This window comes from Paenibacillus sp. sgz302164 (genome assembly GCF_056120505.1).
The window spans coordinates 324866-346886 of the sequence record NZ_JBVYOL010000001.1; the positions used below are offsets into that span (position 1 = coordinate 324866).

Sequence of the window (22021 nt, forward strand, 5' to 3'; positions counted from 1 at the left end):
GCCGGCGCCGGCCCCGGCCAGTTCGCTTACGGTTTTCGGAAACATGGACTGCATCTCAGGCGTAATTCCCGGCAGCAAATTATCCGGATACGGTTGGGCAAGCTGTTCCGCCTTTACCGGCAAAGAGCCGGTCTTTTTTTGATACGCCAGGATCGCGCTTTTCAGGACGATGGCCTGCTCGCTCGATTGCACCCAGCCGTCGATCACCGGAGCCAGACGGGTGCCGTCGGATAATTGGCAGGAGCAAACTTGCGAGCTGTAATATCTCATGACGGCGCCGTAATCGCCGCTTCCCGAATTTTCGACGCCAACTACAGGCTGCAGCGGTTTATTCCACTGGATCCATTTGCCGTCCGGACTTTTGCCCGCTTGTACGATGAAGGACTCCGCCGCTCCTGCTCTTGAAGCGGACAGCATCTGTTTCATTTTCCCGCCCCAGTCTCCGTCGGAAAAATAAATTTTCATGTTCAGCGACGGCGTCTCGCCGGCAGCGAGATCCGTCTTCTCCCCTCCGGCTTGAGCCGGGATCGGGACCGGAGCTGGGGACGCTTGAACAGCGGCCGGAGGCTGAACGACGATCTTGTTCTTGGCCGCATCAAAAGACTCCGTCACTACGATGAACGCCAGCAGCACCAACAGAGCGGCCCATCGCTTCTTGAACTTCATCGAACCGGCTTCGCCGGCTTTTTTATCGGCCTGCGCGGCTGCAGAATCGCCCACAGTCGGAAGGGGCCCTTCCAGGACGATTTTCTGGCGCTCGAAAGCTTCGTAAATTTCCCCGGACTGGGCGAAACAGTATGCGGCTTTACCCGCTTGCCCCTTCGCGGCATACTCTCTACCCAATAAATACCAAGCCATTTTATGATCGGGATGCTCTTTTACGTATTTTTTCAAGTACAGAGGATCTTCGAATGGATTATGTTGGAAAAATCGTTCGACTTGATCATTCCGATGATTCCCTTTCAAAGAGTTTTCCTCCTTTTTCTTCAAATAACTTTTTTCGAAACCGTTGAGAAAAATCGTCCGCTGGAGCAGTCTATCGCGATTTACGCGCTGAAAACCTGCGACTGTGCGGAAATTCCGATAAAAATAGGGCCGAACTCGTGGAGCAGCCAAAAAATACATTTTTCAGGCTGCCCTAAACTACATGCGCTGAAACCGGTCGCGCCATCTGCCTGATTGAGCGAAGAAAACCTGCAAAAGTCTGGAGCTCGCACGCTAGAGGCAGCAACTGTTTGGCAAAGCAGTGAATGCCTGCAAAAGTGCAGCTTTTTTAGCGTTGATGCGCCGGCCACGACATATTCCTGCAATTGTGCAGGCTTTTTGCCGCGAATATGGGCTCAGGTTCATTTTCATCAAAAATTCCTGCACAATCGCAGGCTTTTCACGAAAATGAACCATTTTCAAGGAAAAAACCTGCACTTTCGCAGGTTTTCTCCCTGTCAAGCCGCCTAGCCCCCCTCTACTTCAACTCAACAACCCGCGCAGGAGGGGGTGGCCTACTTCTGCTCCGCAACCCGTGCAGGAGGGGTGTGGCCTTCTTCTATTCCGCAACCCGTACAGGAGAGGCGTGGCCTTCTTCTATTCCGCAACCCGTACAGGAGAGGCGTGGCCTTCTTCTACTCCGCAACCCGCGCAGGAGGGGCATTAGTCGGGAAAGAGCGGCTGTGTCCCTTAACGCGAGAGTTCCCGTATGCCCTGGACAGTGGCCAGGGCTTTCTCAACAACTTCTTCTTCCTGATTTATCGGCATCAGCCCCCGTAAAGTGAAGAAAAAAATGGGTATTGGCAATTTGTCTATTCAACAGGGTTGTTATTTGCTACTATTAAGCAATATTATTGCAGCTAAACTCGGACCAGAGGTGAAATCAAAATGTTTAAGGCTCCATTGTTTGAAAACGATGCACCAGCAGCACCTTTTCGCCCTTAGTGGAGTTAAGGTGACTGCATCTCTCCGTTAGGGGCTTCTTGACCTTAATTAAAAACGGAGGGTACAAAACATGAAAAATACCTTATTCGGTTCTATTTATTTAGCTTTAGCCGCCAGTATTTGGGGTGGCATGTACGTTGTTGTGAAAATTGTAGTATCAGTCATACCGCCACTGGAACTGGTTTGGATGCGCTATTTAGTGGCTATTGTCGCACTGCTCGCGGTCGGCTTGATTACACACCAGAAATGGCGGATCTACAAACGTGATTTCTTAATCATCATGGCTATCGGGGTTGTTGGCAACGCGATTTCGATTGTTGCTCAGGAAATAGGTACAATGTTATCCTCAGCACAAATGGGAGCCATTATCACTTCGTCAACACTGGCATTTATGGTTATTTTTGCCCGCTTACTCCTTAAAGAACGGTTGAGTTTAAAAAAGGTGCTTTCTGTTTGTCTAGCTACAATGGGGGTTTTCCTCATTGTTGGATTCGGTCATTTGGAGTCGCCCAGTAAACTTGGCGGTATTTCTCTTCTTATAGCCGCTTTAACATGGGCACTCATGTCCGTACTTATAAAGCGTGTGCCGAGTAATTATTCGCAAATTGCGGTAACTTTCTATTCCATCTTGGTATCCCTAATTGTGCTTACTCCTTTTGTTTTGCCACGGTTACACGCATTGAATATCTCTCAACTGACTCACCCTGCTATTTGGGGAGGAGTCTTGTATTTGGGCGTTGTCTCAACCGCAGGTGGATTTTTACTGTGGAATCGTGGATTACAAATGCTTAACGCCTCAAGCGGGGGGCTATTTTTCTTCTTCCAACCCGTGGTTGGAATATTACTTGGATGGCTTATTCTAGGGGAGAACATAGGTGTAACGTTTTGGATCGGCTCGATCTTAATTCTCATTGGAGTTTTATTCGTTATCGAGAAAAAATAATATTTAAAAACCCCTTCAATTACGGTTGAAGGGGTTTTGCTTATGACGGGAATTGCCCTTTGACAGCACCGCTATTCGCTGTAAGACTTCGTACGCAAAATGACCGTTTGATTGGCCTGATCCCACTGCACGTCGAGACCGATTTGTTCGGCAAAGAACCGAACGGGAACATAAGTGCGCCCCTGCTTCATATATGGCGCCGCATCCGTTGCCTGGCTGACAGCCGGTTCATTTTTGACGATGCGCCTGACTCCCGTTTGTCCGAGCGCAAGCTCTACGGTTACATCGCCCTTGACCAACTGGACCGTCGATTGGCCGTTTTGCTCCGCATATTTGACCTCATAACCGAAAGCTTCGCCGATCGCTCTGACCGGAACCATCGTCCGGCCGTCCGCAAATTCAGGCTGAGCGTCAAAATCGATCCGTTTGTCCCCGTTTACGACTCTGATAGCCTCAGTGCCGTGAAGCCCTTGCGGAAGGCGGTACGCCGCCAGTTTACGGATTTTGTTGTTGTAAGCGTCCGCGATAACGACATTGCCCTGGGCAGTGACGAACACACCTGTCGGATTGTAAAAGGCAGCCGCGCTCTCCGTGCCGTCCGTTTCGCCCGTCTTCGCCGTTCCCGCGAGCGTCGTCACTTCGCCGCTGCGCAAATACCGGATCGCCTGATTCAAACTGTCCGCGATCAGCAAACCGCCGTCAGGCGTTACGGCCAAGCCTTTAGGAAAATTAAACTTCGCTTTCAGCGCCTGTCCGTCCGCGTAGTCCCCCGCTGCATACAGCGCATCCTTCTCATACAAGGCACTTTCGCTCGCAGGTGTGGAAGTTCCCGCAACCGTCGTGACGGTGCCGGCGCTCAGATCGATATATCGGATGCGCTGATTGCCCGTATCGCTCACGTACAGGTTGCCTTTAGCGTCCAGGGCAAGACCCGACGGCTCGTTAAACTTGGCGGCGGACAGGCTTCCGTCCTGATAATCTCCCGCAAAGGAAGCTTCGCCCGGCCTGATCTGAAGCGTGCGCGCCGAGGCCGCATTCAGCGTTGTCACCGTGCCGTCCGGCGCGATTTTGCGGATCGCATGATTCAACGTGTCCGCCACGTAGACAGTGCCGTCCGCAGCAGCAGCGATTCCGCCCGGCCGATTGAACTGCGCCTCTGCGCCTTTGCCGTCCTTGCTGCCGAGCGCCCCGCTGCCGGCCAAAGTCGTTACCTGGCCGTTCGTATCGATTTTACGAACGGCATTATTGCCGGCATCCGCTATGTACACATTCCCTTTCGCATCCACGGCTAAAGCCGCAGGTTCGCGAAAAAACGACTCGGATGCCTTGCCGTTCACGAACCCGCCTGTCGGAAAGCCTTGTCCGTCTTTCGTGACGACAAGCTCCGGACCGGCGAACGTTGTGACTTGCCCGTCTTTAATTTGACGGATCAAATGGTTGCGCGTATCCGCCACAAGAATGCTCCCGTCCGGAAGCTGCGCCACACCGCCGGGAGAACGAAATGCGGCCAAAGCCGCTTTGCCGTTATGATCCGCAAAATCGCCGATGCCCGCAAGGGTCGTCACGTCGGCCATGATGCGCCCGTTGTCGGCAGCGATAGCATCGGCGGGCCAGCCGTCCGCCCAAGCCGTGGTGCCCGTCAGAAGAGCGGCGACGGTTATGGATGTAATCATAATCTGTTTTAGGGGTTTCATAGGCTTCTCCTTATCCGTTCGAATAGTGAATCGTTATCTCGGAAACTCGTAGTCTCTGCCGGTACCGATAGGAATGTACAAAGGCTGAATGCTGATGTCCCTTACGGCATCCGTAGCGTCTTTTTTAACCACTTTAATGTATCCTACCGCAATTTTCGCCAGTTCGTTATTAGCTCCGAGCGGATCGCTTCCGTAATTGACCCCGCGGAAAGGTATGCTGACCAATGTTTTCGCGCCGTCGACCGAAATGTTGTCGGGACCGGTGCCGAAGTTGGTCACGGCATACACCAATTCTTTCGTATACGTATTCGTCGCCGAATCGAACTGAACATATTCTTTGGCCGATTCCGCGCTTGTCGCCGAATTAAAGATGCTGGTGCCAGCGGGATGTTCGACTGGCGAATTGCCGGATGAAATATAATGGATTCCGCTGTAGTCCTCCGATCCGGACGTGCTGACGGATTTGCTCTTATAGAGCAAATGCAGCTCTACCGCATAAATCGAATTCGCGCCGGTAAAATTGCTCATATCAACATTAAGATTGAACAAACTCGGCGCATTCGGATTGCTGACTTTCGTCAAAGTTACGGCAGGCGGGCTCGCGACAGGCGGCTTGACTTCTTTGGTTACCGGAGCGCTCGTATTGCCGGCTGCATCCGCTGCTGTCACAGAAACGATGTCCCCGGCGCTGAGCGTAAAGCCGGATAGCAGATACGCGTAGAAGTAACCGTTACTAGCCGCCGTGCCCTCGGCGATTTTAGTGCCGTCCCGTTTTACCGTAATCGTAGCGTTCGCCTCGGTTTTGCCGGAAATATAGGTCAGATTTGCATATACGTCATCGATCGATTCGATAACCGGCGGGGTCGTATCCGGGGTTTGCCCGCCTCCGCTGCTTCCGCCACTGCTTCCACCGCTGCCACTGCTTCCGGAGCTGTTCGATGGGCCGGACGAACCGTTCTTCGCATCGTCATACCGCTTGATTTCTTCGGTAGTTTTGTCTTTTTTCCATGCTGCCTCCGCGGCCGCCTTTTGCTCCGCCAAAGCTTTCTCATTCGCTTCTTTAATTGATTTGTTGGTCGCCTCGACCGTTTTCAAAATATCTTGCAGCTTCTGTAAAAGCTCTTTCATCCTTTCCGCTTCCTGCTGTTCTTTCAATTTCTGATTTTCCTCGGCCTGCTGCAAAGCAATCAGCTTTTTCTTCTCCAGCTCAGGATCGGTCCCGGCCGATTTATCGAGGTCTTTCACTTTCTCCAGATCGAGCTTGCGGATTTCCGTCGGAATTTTTTTGTTCGCCTCTTCGATGATTCCGTTCATCTCGTTCTTGGAAACTTTGTTATCCTGCACCGCTTTTTTCGCGAAGTTTCCTATTAGATTATCGAGGTTTTGAATCACCCTGGACAGTTCGTCGGCATTTTTGATGACGAAGCTTCCATCGTTTTCCACCGGCTTGCCCTGCTCAATCTCCTGCTTTTTCTTCGCTATGAATTCATCGTTCTCTTTGTCGATGCTTGCCTTGTCTTTAATGATAGCGGCAATGACGTTGTTCGAAGCCTGGGCGACGATGCTGTCGAGATTGACAAAATCGACTTTCACCGACAAATCGTCCACCTCGTCGCGCGAATCGAGCGAGATTTGCTGGGTCGGGTATAAGTAGGTCAGCTTTTTCGTTTGCGTGTAATCCTCATTCGTCGTTACGGTCGTAGCGGCGATTTTGCCTGCGGCTACCGCCATTGTCGTTTTGCCTGTTAGGGAATCCACATTGACAAAAAAATGAGTTCCGCGGACGCCCATGACGGCGGTCGGCGTTTCGACTTCGAATTCGTCATCGACGCCGGCGAGCGATTTGACTTTGACCCACATCGAGCCTGCCCATACCCGCAGTTTCGATTTCTTTTCGCCACTGGAGCCGCTCAAATCGGAAATATTCACTTCGGCGTTGCCGCCGATCGTGACTTCGCCGTCGCCGCCACTCAGGTTTAAAGTCGCCGATGAATCGCTCCCCGTATACAGGGTGTCCCCTTCGTTCAAACTCATGTCCTGGTAGGCGTCGTACGAACTGGAGCCTCCGCCTTTCTTAACGGTTACATCGCCGCTAATGGACGTCACCACCGCAATGCGAACCGTTTTGGCTGCGGCGGGAATTGCCAGCGCCGATGAAACGAGCGCAAACACCATGCAAAAACTTACAAATAAAGCCAGGGATGATTTCTTGTTCAACCGATTGCCCCGCATGTTCAACTCCACACTGATTTCCTCCTCAGTTCTCTAAATGACCCAGCACTTCATACACCATTACAGGCTTTTCTTTGCCTTTCACTTTAATCTCGCCGACAGGCTCGATATGAAACAGGCTCTTGACTCTTTCATAAGTGTTCTCGCTGATCAAAATTTGACCGGGCTTGGCGTTCGACTCCAGCCGGGCGGACAAGTTCACGGTATCGCCGATAGCCGTGTAATCCAGCCGCAAATCTTCGGAACCGATGTTGCCGACGACGGCCGGGCCGCTGTTAATACCCAGTCCGAACTTGACGCCGATGCCGTACTTCTCGATCAGCTTCCGCTCGAGAATGTCCGCCTGCCCTTTCATCTCGATGGCTGCGCGGACGGCCATTTCCGGATGATTCCCGTATTCGATCGGTGCGCCGAACATAGCCATAACGCCGTCGCCTATGAACTTGTCAAGCGTCCCGTTGAATTTGAAAATCGCTTTGGTACATACGTCCAAATACTCGTTGAGCACCTGAATGACCTGCTCCGGCTCGAGCCGTTCCGACATCGGGGTAAACCCGCGTATGTCCACAAATATGAGCGTTATGTCTTTGCGGCTGCCGCCGAGCTTCACATCTTCACCGGACTGCAGCAGCTCGTCCACGACGGATTTGGAGACGAAGCGCCCGAAAATCCCGGTGACCCTGTTCCGCTCTTTGCGCTCAGCCAAATAGTGGCTCACTATCGAACCTATGTAAATAGTAACCAGAGCAAAAATCGGATAAATCATCGGCGCAAAAATCGAACCGATCGTATAGAGAGCAAACCACACTAAAATATACAAAATAAAGAGGCCGATAAAAATAATCAGCGCCGATTTCCCTCTGAATCTTTCAAATAAAACAATTGCCAGAATCGCCATGACGATAATGATAGCGACACCCGCAGACTTGCCGGTTTCCTTGTAAAACTTGCTCTCCAGCAAAGTCTGGATCATGTTGGCATGAATTTCGATTCCGAACATTTTGACGGAACTGACCGGGGTCGGGTACTCGTCCTGCATCGCGGTGACGTAAGGTCCGATCAGCACGATGGAGCCTTTCGGCAGCGGAATGCCGTTTTTGCTGTTCAGCAAGTCGATGAACGAAATCGTTTCGTATCCGGTATCCGTATCGATCGCCTGCCGCGGCTTCGAGTAATATTCCGTTGTCACCTGATTCCTTTCATTCGTCGGAATCACCTTATCGCCGCGCTTCCATTGCCCGGAAACGGCGTCTCTCTTGATTTTCTCGTTATCCGCAAGCACCAGATTGGCGAGCGCTGCGCTAAAGGCAGGTATGTATTGATTGTTCTCGTCAGGCAAGCCGACAGGCAGCATGCGCGCTTTTCCGTCTTTGTCCACGAAAACGTTAATATGTGCCATTTGAGTTTTGTTGGTAGATAAGGTGGCCGAGGGGTAATCGATCTTTTCCGGCACCAAATCTCCGGCGGATTGCTGTTTAGCGGGGTAATTAATTTGAATGGGCAGGATGACGTTATCGTATTTGGCGAGAACGTCGGCCAACGCTTTATCGTCAGCGGGGTTTTTGGAAGGTTCGGCCATGACGACGTCGACTCCGATTGCTGCTGCGCCGGACTGTTCCAGCTTCTCGATGGCCTGGGCGTATACGGAACGGTCCCACGGGAATTTCCCGATCGCTTTCAGCGATTTTTCATCGATTTTGACGATTTTGATCCGGTCGTCCGGTTCGCGTTCGTCCGTCGACTTCGTTTTTCGCAAGAAATCTTGCAAAGGCTCCTCAATGAATGCCAGCTTCCCGCCAGAACCGGCAGTATACAAATATGTCGATAATAGTATCAACACAAGACCCGCGGCCAGAGGCTGTATCCAATTCTTCTTGCGCATAAGTTCCTCCTGTAAGCGTACTAGCTTTATTGTAAGTTGCAGCCTCCGAATTGGCAATCAATTGTTAACGGCTTCTACAAAACGTATCATTAAAAAAAACCCGATCCCATGACTGGAATCGAGTTTTTTTCGACATTTTATAAATTAGTTGAATGGAGAGTCGGCAACTTTAATGGAGTCCGTTGGGCATCCATCCTGTGCATCCTGCAGATCGTCGAACAGATCTTCCGGAATTTCCGTTACGCCTTTGTTGCCGTCGCCTTCAAAGATAACTTCAGCCAGACCTTCATCGTCGTAATCGTAGATGTCCGGTGCAGTTGCCCCGCAAGCGCCGCAAGCGATGCAGGTCTCTTTATCAACCCAAGTATACTTTCCCATATTTGAACTCCTCCTCAAAATATCCTCACAGTAAAATATAATATAAAACCTTCTAAAGTTCAAACCTTAATATTGCTCGTCTGAAAGTGGGCTACGATAAAATCCGTCACTTCTGCTGCGTCGTTCAGGTTCAATAGCGGCAAACCCGTTTGGATATCCGGCAAGTCCGTTGCTGCGGCAATAGGCTCAGGGTCCAGCTTCCCGACGATCCGGCTCTGCTCGGCCGTGCGGAAAACAGCGATCTTCCGATGCTTCTCCGTTTTGAATCCTTCTATTAAAATGTAGTCCACATCGGGCAAAGCCCCTATGATATCGCGCAAGCGGGGCTCCCGCTTCTTTTCGTACGTGTGCACCGCATCCGGCGATACGGTCACGACGGCATCGGCGCCCGCCCGGATAAAACGGCCCGAATCGGAACCTTCCGCTTCTTTATAATGTCCATGCGCGTCGTGTTTCAATACGGCCGCCGTATATCCACGGCGCTGCAGCTCGCTCACCACTTTGGCGATCAAGGTCGTTTTCCCGCTGTTCGAATATCCGGCGAACCCGATAATATTGGCCATATGCCTAATCGCCCTCCTCCCGGTGAAGCGGATTGTTTTTCAAATGATCCATTTGCAGGGAAGTCCCGCGCCTCTTATGATTTCTGATTAGAGCGGAAGGATTGTCCCCGAGCATTCCCGCCGTTAAAATGGCGTCTTCGCCGTACTTGTCGCGCAGCTCGTCCATAATCCGGTTCAACTGGTCGCGGCGCGGCTGCTTCTCGTAATCGAACAAATCGAGCTGTATGGCCGTTTCTTCCTTGGCGGACAGACTTTGCAAAGTAATGCCGAGCAGACGGATCGGCCTGCCTTCCTCCCAATGGTGATCGAAAAGCTTGCACGCCGTCCGGTAAATATCGTCCATATGCTCGGTAGGCGTCTCCAACGTAACGGAACGCGTAATCGTCCTCATATCCGGATCGCGGATCGTAATCTGTATCGTGGATGAGACCAGCTTCTGCCTCCGCATCCGCCGCGCCACCTGGTCGGCGATGTTGAGAAATACGCGGTGCACCTCTTTGGGATCGGTAAAATCGCGCGGCAGCGTCGTCGTATGGCCGATCGACTTGCTCTGCTCCTGCTCCGGATTGACCGGGGAACGGTCTATCCCGCACGCCGCCTGCTTCAGATGCGGCCCCAAAATGCCGAAATGCTTGCTAAGCAGCTTCTCGTCCGCGCGCGCGAGCTGCCCGAGAGTGAGAATCCCCAGCTTCGTCAGCTTGTCCGCTGTCTTCCTCCCGATGCCGAACAAATAGTTGCACGGCTTGTCCCAGAGCACTTCGGGAACGTCGCGCAGCCTGATGACCGAAATCGCGTTCGGCTTTTTCAAGTCCGAGCCCATTTTGGCCAAAAGTTTGTTCGGAGCGACGCCGATCGAACACGGAAGCTGGAGCTCTTCCATAATGCGCCCCTGGATGCTCCGCGCTATCTCCATAGGAGTGCCGAACTGCTTGGAACCTGTTATATCTACAAAACACTCGTCGATCGACATCGACTCGACTAAGGGCGAATAGCTGTAGGCAATTTGCATAAACCGCCGCGAGAAGGCCCGGTACAAATCGAAGTCCGGCCGAATGAGCAGCAAATCCGGGCACAGCTTCAGCGCCTGTCCCACCAGCATGCCCGTTCTAACCCCTCGGGCCCGCGCCGCGTAAGAAGACGTCACAACGATGCCTTTGCGCAGCTCGACGCTGCCTGCCACGGCGATCGGCTTGCCTTTGTACAGCTCCGGCTCGACCGCTTCGTGAACCGAGCAGTAAAAAGCGTTCATATCGATATGCAGAATGACTCTGCCATTCTTGGGATAATGCTGATGAGGAGGAATACCGCTCATAATCGCCCAATCGCTCCCTCTTCCGCAAAATGGGGCATTTCCATTTTCTGCATTACAAAAAAAACAAATTTCGAAGCAAACGTAATTTTGTCAGGTTGTGTCCTAACTATAGGAATTATGCTATAATTGTACTATATATATTTAGCGCTTTAAAGCACATTCATTTGCTTGTAAAGCATCGTCAGCCAGCTTTCAGCTGTTTAAGGAGGAACCCATGTCAACTTCAGTTAAAATCTTCGATACCACGCTGCGGGACGGAACCCAAGGCGAGGGAGTCAGCCTGTCCGTCGAGGATAAAATCAAAATCGCCCGCAAACTTGACGAGCTGGGTGTTCACTATATTGAAGGCGGATGGCCGGGCAGCAACAGCAAAGACATCGAATTTTTCGACCGCGTGCGCAGCATGACGTTCACCAACGCCAAAATCACCGCTTTCGGCAGCACAAGACGCAAAGACTCCAGAGCCGAGGACGACGTCAACCTGAACAGGCTCGTGGAATCCGGCGTCTCCGTCGCGACGATTTTCGGCAAGTCGTGGGATTTCCATGTGCATACGGCGATTCAAACGTCTCTTGAAGAAAACCTGGCGATGATTTTCGACTCCGTTCGTTTTTTGAAAAGCAAAGGCCTTGAAGTCATATATGACGCCGAGCACTTTTTTGACGGATACAAAAACAATCCGGATTACGCGCTGCAAACGATCCGCAAGGCGCAGGATGCCGGAGCCGACTGGATCGTGCTGTGCGATACGAACGGCGGCTCGCTGCCGGGCGAGATCACTGCGATCGTGACGGCGGTGCAGCAGGACATTACGGCGCCTGTCGGCATCCACGCCCACAACGACTGCGAGCTTGCCGTAGCCAACAGTCTCGCCGCCGTACAAGCCGGGGCCAGACAGGTGCAGGGCACGATCAACGGTTACGGCGAACGCTGCGGCAACGCCAACCTGAGCTCGGTCATCCCCAATCTTCAGCTGAAGCTGGGATACGAAGTCATTTCCGGCGATCAATTGAAATCGCTGACGCAAGTATCGCGTTACGTAAGCGAAATCGCCAACATGCATATGCCGGTCAACCAGCCGTTTGTCGGCAATGCGGCATTTGCTCACAAAGGCGGCATTCACGTTTCGGCGATTTTGAAGGCTGCCAGCACCTACGAGCACATTACGCCGGAGCTGGTAGGCAACAAACAGCGCGTGCTGGTATCCGAGCTTGCCGGACAAAGCAACGTGCTTGTGAAAGCCCAGGAGCTTAACCTCGATTTCAATAAAGAGAATCAAAAAACGAAAGAAGTCATCGAAAAGATTAAAGATCTTGAGCATCAAGGCTATCAATTCGAAGGCGCGGACGCTTCGCTTGAGCTGCTGCTGCGGGAAGCTTTCGAAGGGCTTGAGGAAATATTCACCCTCGAATCGTTCAAGATGCTCGTGGAAAAAACGGCCAACCAGGCCGTCGTCGCCGAGGCGATCGTCAAAGTGAAAATGCACGGCGAAACGATCTACACCGCGGCGGAAGGCAACGGTCCCGTCAACGCCCTGGACAACGCGCTGCGCAAAGCGCTCGTGCAGTATTACCCGGACATCGAGCAAATTCATCTGTCCGACTACAAAGTGCGCGTCCTCGACGAAAAAGACGCGACAGCGGCCAAAGTTCGCGTGTTGATGGAATCCACCGACTTCAATTCGACCTGGAATACGCTCGGCGTTTCCAGCAATATTATTGAAGCAAGCTGGTACGCTTTGGTCGACAGCTTGCGCTACGCGCTGCTGGGCCGAACAAGGATCGAGCCAGTGAACAAAGAGCACCAGGAAAGACTCGGACTGGTCAATCACTAAAACAAGAAAGCTGCAAACAGCCTGATGATTCAGCGCTTTTTGCAGCTTTTTCTTTAGTTTTTGATCAGGCCCGCGATCTTTTTGTCCAGCTCTTTGGGCGATACGACATGGATCACCTCGCGAATAACGCCCTGCTTGTCGATCAAAAAGCTGGTCGGTATCGCAATAACCCCGTATGTATCCGCATTCGTCCCCTGCTTGTCGAGCAGCACCGGGAACGGAAATTTGTACTCCTCCACAAACTTCTTAATATTGTCCATCTTATCTCCGGGCGTTACGTTAACCGCATAAAGGTCGAACTGCCCCTTGTATTTGTTGTACACGTTCACCAAATCCGGCGCTTCTTCCTTGCAAGGCCCGCACCAGGATGCCCAAAAATTGACCAGCATCGGCTTGTCCCGTTGACCGCCGACCGTATATTCTTTGCCGTCAAGCCCGTTCAATGCGAACGGCGGTGCCAGAAAATTCGGTTTGGCCGCCTGTTCCGTAGGCAAAACCGTTTCCTGATTCGCATGATCTACGTTTTGATATACGGCAAATCCCGTCAGAAACACAACAATCGCGAGTATGAGCGCATTCCTTTTCAATGTTTGCACCTCCACTGTCTATATTATCTCCAATTGCGCCGAAATTCCAACATCTGAAAACGAAAAAAAAGAATGACATTGCCTGGACAAGGAGACAGTAAGATTACATTGTTGTACGGGAAGGAGTCGCACCATGGAAAAAACAAAAACAAGAAGGCTCAATATCGCATTCGAAAGCGAAGTTCCTGACCAACCGGTTCAGCGCACCAAGCAGGACAGCGGAGGCGGCAAGCAAGGGCAGCAAATGAAAGGCATGATCTGGCAGTTCATCGCCATCGCGACGATCCCTTTAGTGCTCGTGCTCGGCAATTCCATGCTCGTCCCGATACTGCCGGAGCTGCAAAATCAGCTCGGTATCTCGCGCTTTCAAAGCAGTCTCGTCATTTCCCTGTTTTCCGTAACCGCCGGACTCATTATTCCGATTTCCGGTTATTTCTCGGATCGGTTCTCGCGCAAAGCCGTGATTATACCTTCGTTGATCATATACGGGGCTGCAGGCGTCCTGGCCGGCTTCGGAGCAATTTGGAAGTCATATACCGTACTTATTATCGCCAGGGCCATTCAAGGCCTGGGAGCCGCAGGAACAGCTCCTATCGCGATGGCTTTGGTCGGGGATCTATACAAAGGAGCAACCGAAAGCAAAGCCCTCGGCCTAACGGAAGCGTCGAACGGCGCCGGAAAAGTGTTAAGCCCGATTGCGGGATCGCTGCTCGCCTTGATCGTCTGGTACGCGCCTTTTTTCGCGTTTCCGGCGTTTTGCGCGTTATCTTTGCTTGCTGTCATTTTCATCATCAAAGAACCGAAAAAAACGAAAGAACCGCAAAAGCTAAAACCCTACATCGGGCAAATCGGCAGCATCCTCAAGCAAAAGGGCAGATGGCTCATCACTTCCTTTTTCGCCGGTTCATTAGCGTTGTTTATTTTGTTCGGCGTCCTGTTCTATTTATCCGACATCTTGGAAGGCGCGCCATACAACATTGACGGTGTGAAAAAAGGCCTTGTCCTCGCCATCCCGCTGCTGGGCATGGTCGTCACCTCGTACACAACCGGGGCGCTGATCAAAAAAAACGGCACCTTAATGCGCTGGCTGATGAACATCGGGCTTTTGTTGATGACCGTATCGCTCGGCCTAACCATATTCTTTTTCTCCAACCTGTATGTATTTATCGGTTTATTGACCTTAAGCGCCGTAGGCACAGGCTTGCTGCTGCCCTGCCTGAACACGATGATTACCGGCTCGGTCGAAAAGGAGCAGCGCGGCATGATCACATCCATCTACAACAGCCTGCGGTTTATTGGTGTCGCTTTCGGGCCGCCGATTTTCGAATGGCTGATGAAAATATCGAATCAGACCGTTTTCATCACCGTTTCTTCGCTCTCGCTGATCACGCTGGGCCTCGTCTTCTTCCTGATCAAACCGCAGGGCAAAATCAGCTAGGAGTATGCACAAAAGTAACTCCGTCGGACAGACTCCCAGTCAGGCTCCCCGCTCCCCCGGGAGTCTGTTTTTTTTGATGCCAACCTTGTATAATGCGTTGTATCAGGAAGGAGGGAGAGCCGATGCACGTCCGCATCCAAAAAAGCTTATACGAACATCTGATCGCCACCTGCAAAAAAGCGCTTCCAAACGAAGCGTGCGGTTTCCTGACAGGCATTCGCTTGGCGCACGGCTTCGAAATTTCCTCCATCATTCCCGTCAGCAATCAAGCCCTGCAGCCTGAGCGCCGTTTTGAGATGAGTCCCGCGGAAATTATCCCCCTGCTGCTAAAACCGGATGCAAATGTTGTCGGCATCTATCACTCCCACCCCGCAGCTCCGGCCGCGCCTTCGCAAGAAGATCTGTCCACGCTATGGCATACCCTGCCTACGTATTGGATTATATCGCTGCAGGACGAACGCAAGCCCGAAATCGGCGTGTTTCAAATAAAAAAAGCCGCCCCGATCTCCTTTCACAAACTTGCGTTTGCGATCGATCAGTGATGGCTTAACAAAGCGTACAAATCTCCGAGCGTGTCGACATCTCTGGAGCGGATTTCTTCCATAAACCTGGACCACAGCTTCGCCGTCATCAAAGAATCCTCAAGCGCATGATGGCGCTGGGTAACCGGAATTTCGTACGCATCGAGCAGAGCGTCGAGGCTCAAATCTTTCCGCTTCGGCATCAGCCATTTGGCGATCATCATCGTATCCAGCACCCGGTGGGAAAGGCTGACTTTGGATGTTCTCCATAATGCCGCATTCAAAAAGTTTTTATCATGGCCGGTCGCATGGGCGACAAGCACTTTTTGCCCGACAAACTCTAGAAAATCCCGCAAAACCTGGATCAAATCCGGCGCATCCGCGGCCATTTCATTCGTAATTCCGGTAAGCCGTATGATGTCATCCGGTATTTTTCTTTTGGGATTGACCACACTGTAAAAAGTTTGATCCTCCATAATTTGACCGCCGACTACGGATACCGCGCCAAAAGAAATAATTTCGTCCCCGTTATAGGGTGCAAAACCGGTCGTCTCCAAATCAAACACAACGAGCTCCATCGAATGAAGCGGCATATCAAAAAGAGAATTTTTCCGCTGCTCCTTGAGCATCGAGCGAATAAACGCCATCTGCTGCGCGCTTTGCACATCAAACATGGAAGTAATGGCAGGCGTCAGGCCTCCCATTTTATACAAATGCCACATACGACCCGCAGGGCGCATGTCCTTCATCGCAATTCACTCCTTTCTGCCTTATCCGATCCGTATATCTAACCCTTTTCTCTCTCTATTTGCGTTTCAACCGACTTTTTCACATATTTTTGCAATTCCATTCCGACCCGCAAGCACTGCTTCAGCTCCTGCTTACGCTCTTTGGTAAGCTGCTCCGCGCCCAGCTTGCTCCTTGTCGTATACAATCCGTTGTCGATTTGGAACGGCGTCAAATCCCGAAGCTTCAAAGCAATCGCAAAAGCTTCGCGCCATCCCTTGGCCGCTTCCTCCGTTACGACGCCCGCTTCCGTCAGCCGATCTATCCTCTCCAGCGTAGATGAGGGATGAACAGCGAATTGTATCGCTAACAAACGAATCCCGTTCACAATCGGAATATAGGCCCCGTATTTAATATCGAACCCGCCTGCATCTTCGCCGTAGCGCTCCGTAATTAAATGACCGAACACGCCTAACGAAATTTTGTGATGCAGCGTATTGGACAGCAAAAACCGAAGTATGGGCGGATGCGCCCCCACATAATCCAAAAACTCCGCCTTAAGCTTGTTCACCAGCGCCTCCGAGCCGTAAATGCAGCGCATATCCGCAACAATGAGCAAATACCGGACATGCTCCCAGGTCGGCTCTCCGAACCACCCGTTCAGCATGTTCACGTACTGGGACAGTGGCTTCCGCCACTGCTTGTTGCTTGACACGACATTTCCTTGACAAGGCGGATAGCCTAGCACATGCAAGCCTTGAAGGATGCAATCCACCAGTTGAGAAAAATACAGCTCCAGCTCTTCCTCGGAATGTTCGGGACTATCCTCGTAAATAAACCCGTTGTCCTGGTCGCTCCACAGCGTTTGCTCGCTTCTGCCGCCGCTGCCGAACAGCATAAACGCATAAGGTACCGGAGGACGGCCCAACCCTTGATCTTCCAAAATTTGTTCAGCCAATTGAACGGTTCTGCAGATCAGGGCATCATGAACCCTGTTGATATCCATCCCCAACTGAGAGGAATAGGAGAAAAAGAGATGCTCCCGAAACATCTCATGTACCTGATCCCTGGTAATCCGCATCTCATCGAACTGTTCGGATTGATGAATGCGTTCCATGATCTGTTCCATTGAGAGATGTTTCATGTTGCATCCCCTTTGCCTAGTAAGTAATCGTTCTTTTTATACGGAAACACCGCTTTGGTTCGCTTTTTTCATTTGCTCCGGATAGCCGTAGGAACCGTGTTCCGACAAGTCCAGACCGATGATTTCTTCTTCTTCCGTTACGCGGAGGCCTACAGTGGCTTTCACGATACCCAGAATAATGAAGGAAAGTACGAGAACGAATATGAATGCGCCGAACACGCCGAGCGCTTGAACTCCCAATTGGTGGAATCCGCCGCCATAGAACAATCCGGGTCCGCCGACCGCAGCTTTAGCAGCCAGTTCCGGCGTAGCGAACAAGCCTGTGGACAGCGTTCCCCAAATACCTGCGATACCGTGTACGGAGAATGCGAAGATCGGATCGTCGATGCCTAATTTTTCAAACCATTGAGACGTGAAGAAAGTAATAATACCGGACAAGGCGCCAATTACGATAGCTGCCCAAGTATCAACGTAGGCACAAGCAGCCGTAATCGCTACAAGCGCTGCAAGAACACCGTTCAACATGCTTGGAATGTCGGCTTTTCCGAAGTACATCCAGGAGATAACCAAGGCTGCGACACCGCCTGCCGCGGCAGCCATATTCGTAGTCAGCGCTACATAGCCGAAAAAGCCGTCGCCCATTGCGCTTACAGTACTTCCTGCATTGAATCCAAACCAGCCGATCCAGAGAATAATAACGCCGAGTACGGACAAAACTTGGTTATGGCCTGGAATCAAATTGACCGTTTTATCTTTATTATATTTACCAATACGAGGTTTCAGCAAGATCGTGGCGACAAGAGCGGCAGTCGCGCCTTGAAGATGGACGACCGTCGAACCTGCAAAATCCTGCATGCCAAGTTGGGCCAACCAGCCGCCGCCCCATACCCAGTGAGCGACAATCGGATAAATGACGATCGTAAACAGGATACTAAAGATGAAGTAAACGGAAAGCTTCGCTCTTTCGGCAAAACCGCCCCAAGCGATCGCCAAAGATACGCCTGCAAAAGCTAATTGAAACAGGAACTTAATCGATACCGGAACATCGACAGCTGCCAGCGAGCCGAACGCCGCTTTCGCTTGATCTTCCAACCCGGAAACGAAAAATCCCGTTTCTCCGAAGAAGGCGTTGCCGTCGCCAAAGGCAAGACCGAACCCTACGGCCCAGAAGGCGATCGCGCAAATGCCGAAGGTCAAAATCGTTTTGCCGGCGACATGCCCCGCATTCTTCATTCGAGTCGAACCTGCTTCAAGAAGCGCAAAGCCCGCTTGCATGAAGATAACCAGAATAGCTGCCAGCATAACCCAAACTGCGTTCACCGCACTTTGCAGTTGAGGAGTAGTCGGATCTTCCGCAAATGCCAGAGTAGGGAACAACAATGCCATGATGCCAAAAGCTAACAAAAACTTCTTAACCACACGACCACTTCCTTTAATGTTAGATTAAATAACATATAATGAAATTCTTAATGTCATTATATACAGGAAGATACGGTTTGACAATAGGATTTTCTTTAAAAAAACAAAAAAAACGAAAAATAACCTCACATCTGACATTCATAATTCGTGTTTTACCATAATATATAAAAATCAATGTTAGGGAATGTATCGAACAAGCTGTGCAGTTTTGTATATTTGATGAACTGAAGCATTACGTTTGACTGTATGGTTTGCAATCAGGTATCATATTTCTATATGGTAATTTCGAAGAAAACGTGGAGCAGAGGTGATTGATAGTGGGAAATAAGCTCTATAAAATCGGAGAATTAGCAAGACTGGCCAATGTCAGTCCCCGGACCATCGATTACTACACCAAGCTGGGATTGATCGAACCTGAAACAAGATCGGATACGAATTATCGACTATACAGCGATGAAACTTTGAACTTGCTCAAACGTATTGAAAAGATGAAGAGCGAGAAGTACAGCCTTGAGGAAATCAAAGCGAGCTTGCAGCAATTGAATAAAGTGTCTCAGGACGATACGGTGAGAGATAAGCTTACATCGATGCAGCTTCATTTGGAGCAGGTCGCCAAGGAAGCCAAAGAACTCGGACCGATCATTCAGCAGCTCAAACCGAATCAGCTGAAAAAACTTTATAAAATCTTAACGCAGCCAACTGCTGCCTGCATTGAAGCGCTTGTGATCCTGCTGGGCAAAAATCCATTCTCATAATTGAATATGGAGGAATGCGTATGTTTTTTCACCCGATGGATTTTCTCATTATAATTGCATTCGGACTTTCCTTGTGGGCTTCGTTTCGCGTAAGGGGGACGTTCAACAAGTGGTCGGAAGTTCCCGTATATTCCGGAATGACCGGCGCTCAAGCCGCCAGAAGGATGCTCGATGCCAACGGACTCTACGACGTGCCCGTAGAAGCGGTTCAGGGAACGCTCACCGACCATTACGACCCGATCGCCAGAGTAGTTCGGCTGTCGGAGCCCGTTTACTACGAAAGCTCGATCTCGGCCGTTTCCGTCGCCTGCCATGAAGTCGGCCATGCGATTCAGCACAAAGTCCACTACCCGATGCTCGTCATGAGACATCAGATGTTCCCTGTCGTCAACTTCGCTTCCGGAGTTGCGCCAATCCTGATCCTCGCCGGATTCTTCTTCCAGCAGATTCCTTGGCTTCTGGGAATCGGCATTTTGTTCTTCGCGGCAGCCGTAGCCTTCCAGTTGGTTACTTTGCCCGTCGAGTTCAATGCAAGCTCGCGAGCCCGCGAACTGATGGTTGCCGAAGGATTCATCTCCAACGAGGAAGAACGCGGCGTAGCCAAAGTACTGAACGCCGCGGCGCTCACCTACGTAGCCGCAGCCCTGATCTCCGTGCTGGAGCTGCTCAAGTACATTATGATATTCAACAGCCGCAGCAATGACGATTAACAAAAAAGGACGAAGCAAAAGTTACAGCTGCTTCGTCCTTTTTTTGTGACTCCGCCGCTGGAGCTGAGCCCACCAGTTTGGCAGCACACGAAGAAATCCTGTAAGACTCCCCATGACGTCTAAGCACCACCCCGACAGTAGGCAAATAAACAGGTCTACTGCGTTCCATTTTCGTATAAAGAGCGCCCGTAGCGAAACATTTTTGCACATGTGAGACTGCCCAGCCCCCCCACGTCAGAGCCGGTCGTACATTCCACCTGTTTGCACGAAAAAACCTGCAAAAGTACAGTTTTTGCTCGATGGATACGCTGCCCACGACATATTCCTGCAAATGTGCAGGCTTTTCGCGGCGAACATGGGCTCAGATCCATTTTCATTGAAAATTCCTGCACAATCGCAGGCTTTTCGCCCGAATGAACCATTTTCACGGAAAAAACCTGCACTTTCGCAGTTTTTTCCTTACCAAGCCGCCCTATCCCCCCACTTCAGCTCCCGCAACCCATGCAGCAGGAAAGGTGGGTCGGAGAACAGCGGCTGCGCCTCTTCCGATTCCTCTACCCCGTCACTTTAGTAATCTCATTCTTGCGGGTGTTCTACGCGTTAATAGAGATGAGCCTCTCCAGCGTTGCGTTTTCTCAACAGCCTGGACTACGCAGGTTTTTCCGCTAATACATAGACTCAGCCCCATTCCAATTGGGGAATGCTACACCTTTATACGAAAATAAACACAGCAGGCCTGATTATTTTCATTTACGCGGGGTGACGTCCACGGCGTCTTGAGAGTTTTCGCAGGTTTTCTGTCGCAGGACGGTCATTTTGTCGCCAAAAAAAGACGCCTCCCCACAAATACGGTGGTTACGGAGACGCCTTTGGGGGCATGCTAGCGCTCTCAACAGGATAGCGCTTTATTATTTCTTGATCTGAAAATACTCGTTCAGAAACCGGCTGAACACATCGGCGACAAGCGGCAGCTTTTCCCCGCTGCGCTTTATTAAACCGACCGTCCGGGTGACCTGCGGGTCCGTAACGCGGATTTTCGCCGGCTGGAGCGCTCCGCCTTCGACCAGCGCCATGGCCGGCAGCAAGCTGACGCCCATGCCTGCCGCGACAAGACCGCGAATCGTGTCGGTCTCTTCCCCTTCAAAATCGATTTTCGGCGTAAAACCGGCTTTCAGGCACGCTTCCATTACAATCGACCTTAGCGTGTACTCTTCCTTGAACATGACGAACGATTCGTCCTTCAACTGTTCCAGCCGAATCGAGTTATATTCCGACAAAATATGGTTGGCCGGCAAAATGGCGTAAAGCTCCTCCGTCAGCAAAATTTCACCTGTTACCAGCTCGTGCGTTTCCGGGAAAGGTGAAATAAAAGCAAGATCCAGCTCGCCCTTCGTCACATCGCGAATCAGGCTGTTATATGTGCCCTGGCGCAGCCTGAACTTCACATTCGGATGATCCTTTTTAAAAGCCGCGATGACCGACGGCAGCAAATTGATAACCAGGCTGTGCGGAAAGCCGATGCGGATTTCCCCCGCTTCAGGATCGAGAAATTCGTGAATTTCCCCGACAGCGCGCTCCAAATCGGTCAAAATGCCTTCAACTCTGCTCAGAAACAACTGACCTACGGAAGTCAGATGCAGATTGCGGCCTTTTTGTACGAACAAACTTACACCCAGTTCCTGCTCAAGCAAATGAATTTGCCGGCTGACGGCAGACTGCGCCACGTGCAACTCCTCAGCGGCCTGGGTAACGTGCTGTTTTCTGGCAACTTTCACAAAATATTGCAGTTGTCTTAGCTCCACGATTTTGCTTCCCCCAAATGTAATGGCAGCATTCACTGCACGTTCCGTTCGCATACTTGGCTTTAATTATAGCCTTATAAAACCGATTGGACAACCTAACTTCAAAAAGCTTATAATGAAATAGTTGATACTTGGCATGGAAAATAAAGGAG

General features: G+C 51.1%; 18 protein-coding genes and 1 pseudogene. 6 read left to right on the forward strand and 13 right to left on the reverse strand.

Annotation, left to right across the window (positions count from 1 at the left end; genetic code table 11):
- Positions 1 to 966, reverse strand: a pseudogene (locus AC0LWT_RS01375) (hypothetical protein); the annotation flags it as partial.
- A gap of 252 nt (positions 967 to 1218) precedes the next feature.
- Positions 1219 to 1446 (reverse strand): hypothetical protein, encoded by a 228-nt coding sequence (locus AC0LWT_RS01380; protein WP_474679417.1) that lies wholly within the window; start codon positions 1444 to 1446, stop codon positions 1219 to 1221.
- Positions 1447 to 1999: 553 nt separating this feature from the next.
- On the opposite strand from AC0LWT_RS01380, the gene AC0LWT_RS01385 reads away from it, so the two are divergent.
- Complete coding sequence (locus tag AC0LWT_RS01385) at positions 2000 to 2872, forward strand: DMT family transporter (protein ID WP_474679418.1); 873 nt, start codon at positions 2000 to 2002, stop codon at positions 2870 to 2872.
- Positions 2873 to 2943: 71 nt separating this feature from the next.
- On the opposite strand, the gene AC0LWT_RS01390 is transcribed toward AC0LWT_RS01385, so the two are convergent.
- From AC0LWT_RS01390 to AC0LWT_RS01415, 6 genes are all read right to left on the reverse strand, one after another.
- Positions 2944 to 4566 (reverse strand): NHL domain-containing protein, encoded by a 1623-nt coding sequence (locus AC0LWT_RS01390; protein WP_474679419.1) that lies wholly within the window; start codon positions 4564 to 4566, stop codon positions 2944 to 2946.
- A gap of 33 nt (positions 4567 to 4599) precedes the next feature.
- A complete protein-coding gene (locus AC0LWT_RS01395) occupies positions 4600 to 6810 on the reverse strand; it encodes a FecR domain-containing protein (protein WP_474679420.1) in 2211 nt (736 codons plus the stop codon).
- Positions 6811 to 6823: 13 nt separating this feature from the next.
- The gene (locus AC0LWT_RS01400; RefSeq protein ID WP_474679421.1) at positions 6824 to 8680 is read right to left on the reverse strand and encodes a CHASE2 domain-containing protein; all 1857 of its coding nucleotides are present in this window, start codon (positions 8678 to 8680) and stop codon (positions 6824 to 6826) included.
- 144 nt (positions 8681 to 8824) lie between these two features.
- Positions 8825 to 9058, reverse strand: a complete 234-nt coding sequence (locus AC0LWT_RS01405; protein ID WP_474679422.1) for a ferredoxin — start codon at positions 9056 to 9058, stop codon at positions 8825 to 8827.
- Positions 9059 to 9117: 59 nt separating this feature from the next.
- Complete coding sequence (gene mobB, locus AC0LWT_RS01410) at positions 9118 to 9621, reverse strand: molybdopterin-guanine dinucleotide biosynthesis protein B (protein WP_474679423.1); 504 nt, start codon at positions 9619 to 9621, stop codon at positions 9118 to 9120.
- Positions 9622 to 9625: 4 nt separating this feature from the next.
- Complete coding sequence (locus AC0LWT_RS01415) at positions 9626 to 10933, reverse strand: DNA polymerase IV (RefSeq protein WP_474679424.1); 1308 nt, start codon at positions 10931 to 10933, stop codon at positions 9626 to 9628.
- A gap of 214 nt (positions 10934 to 11147) precedes the next feature.
- Here AC0LWT_RS01415 and cimA point away from each other — a divergent pair, with 214 nt between their 5' ends.
- Positions 11148 to 12767, forward strand: coding sequence for a citramalate synthase (gene cimA / locus AC0LWT_RS01420; RefSeq protein ID WP_474679425.1), 1620 nt, complete (start codon positions 11148 to 11150; stop codon positions 12765 to 12767).
- A 53-nt stretch (positions 12768 to 12820) separates the two neighbouring features.
- On the opposite strand, the gene AC0LWT_RS01425 is transcribed toward cimA, so the two are convergent.
- A complete protein-coding gene (locus AC0LWT_RS01425; protein WP_474679838.1) occupies positions 12821 to 13363 on the reverse strand; it encodes a TlpA disulfide reductase family protein in 543 nt (180 codons plus the stop codon).
- 124 nt (positions 13364 to 13487) lie between these two features.
- On the opposite strand from AC0LWT_RS01425, the gene AC0LWT_RS01430 reads away from it, so the two are divergent.
- Positions 13488 to 14792 (forward strand): MFS transporter, encoded by a 1305-nt coding sequence (locus AC0LWT_RS01430; protein ID WP_474679426.1) that lies wholly within the window; start codon positions 13488 to 13490, stop codon positions 14790 to 14792.
- Between the two features lie 122 nt (positions 14793 to 14914).
- Positions 14915 to 15334: a M67 family metallopeptidase gene (locus tag AC0LWT_RS01435; RefSeq protein WP_474679427.1), complete on the forward strand. Its 420-nt coding sequence runs from the start codon at positions 14915 to 14917 to the stop codon at positions 15332 to 15334.
- Here the strand turns inward: AC0LWT_RS01435 and AC0LWT_RS01440 are convergent.
- Genes AC0LWT_RS01440 through AC0LWT_RS01450 form a run of 3 tightly spaced genes read right to left on the reverse strand, consistent with a single transcriptional unit; the run spans position 15328 to position 18569 of the window.
- Positions 15328 to 16062, reverse strand: coding sequence for an exonuclease domain-containing protein (locus AC0LWT_RS01440; protein ID WP_474679428.1), 735 nt, complete (start codon positions 16060 to 16062; stop codon positions 15328 to 15330). The genes AC0LWT_RS01435 and AC0LWT_RS01440 overlap by 7 nt on opposite strands.
- A gap of 38 nt (positions 16063 to 16100) precedes the next feature.
- Entirely contained in the window at positions 16101 to 17183 is a 1083-nt protein-coding gene (locus AC0LWT_RS01445; RefSeq protein WP_474679429.1) for a DUF294 nucleotidyltransferase-like domain-containing protein, read from the reverse strand.
- Positions 17184 to 17219: 36 nt separating this feature from the next.
- Entirely contained in the window at positions 17220 to 18569 is a 1350-nt protein-coding gene (locus AC0LWT_RS01450) for an ammonium transporter (RefSeq protein ID WP_474679839.1), read from the reverse strand.
- 347 nt (positions 18570 to 18916) lie between these two features.
- Between AC0LWT_RS01450 and AC0LWT_RS01455 the strand changes: the two genes are divergently transcribed.
- Together AC0LWT_RS01455 and AC0LWT_RS01460 are read left to right on the forward strand one after the other, a co-directional pair.
- Positions 18917 to 19357 (forward strand): MerR family transcriptional regulator, encoded by a 441-nt coding sequence (locus AC0LWT_RS01455; RefSeq protein WP_474679840.1) that lies wholly within the window; start codon positions 18917 to 18919, stop codon positions 19355 to 19357.
- A 20-nt stretch (positions 19358 to 19377) separates the two neighbouring features.
- Positions 19378 to 20067, forward strand: a complete 690-nt coding sequence (locus AC0LWT_RS01460; protein ID WP_474679430.1) for a zinc metallopeptidase — start codon at positions 19378 to 19380, stop codon at positions 20065 to 20067.
- Between the two features lie 908 nt (positions 20068 to 20975).
- On the opposite strand, the gene gltC is transcribed toward AC0LWT_RS01460, so the two are convergent.
- The gene (gltC, locus tag AC0LWT_RS01465; protein ID WP_474679431.1) at positions 20976 to 21869 is read right to left on the reverse strand and encodes a glutamate biosynthesis transcriptional regulator GltC; all 894 of its coding nucleotides are present in this window, start codon (positions 21867 to 21869) and stop codon (positions 20976 to 20978) included.
- Positions 21870 to 22021 lie beyond the last annotated feature (152 nt).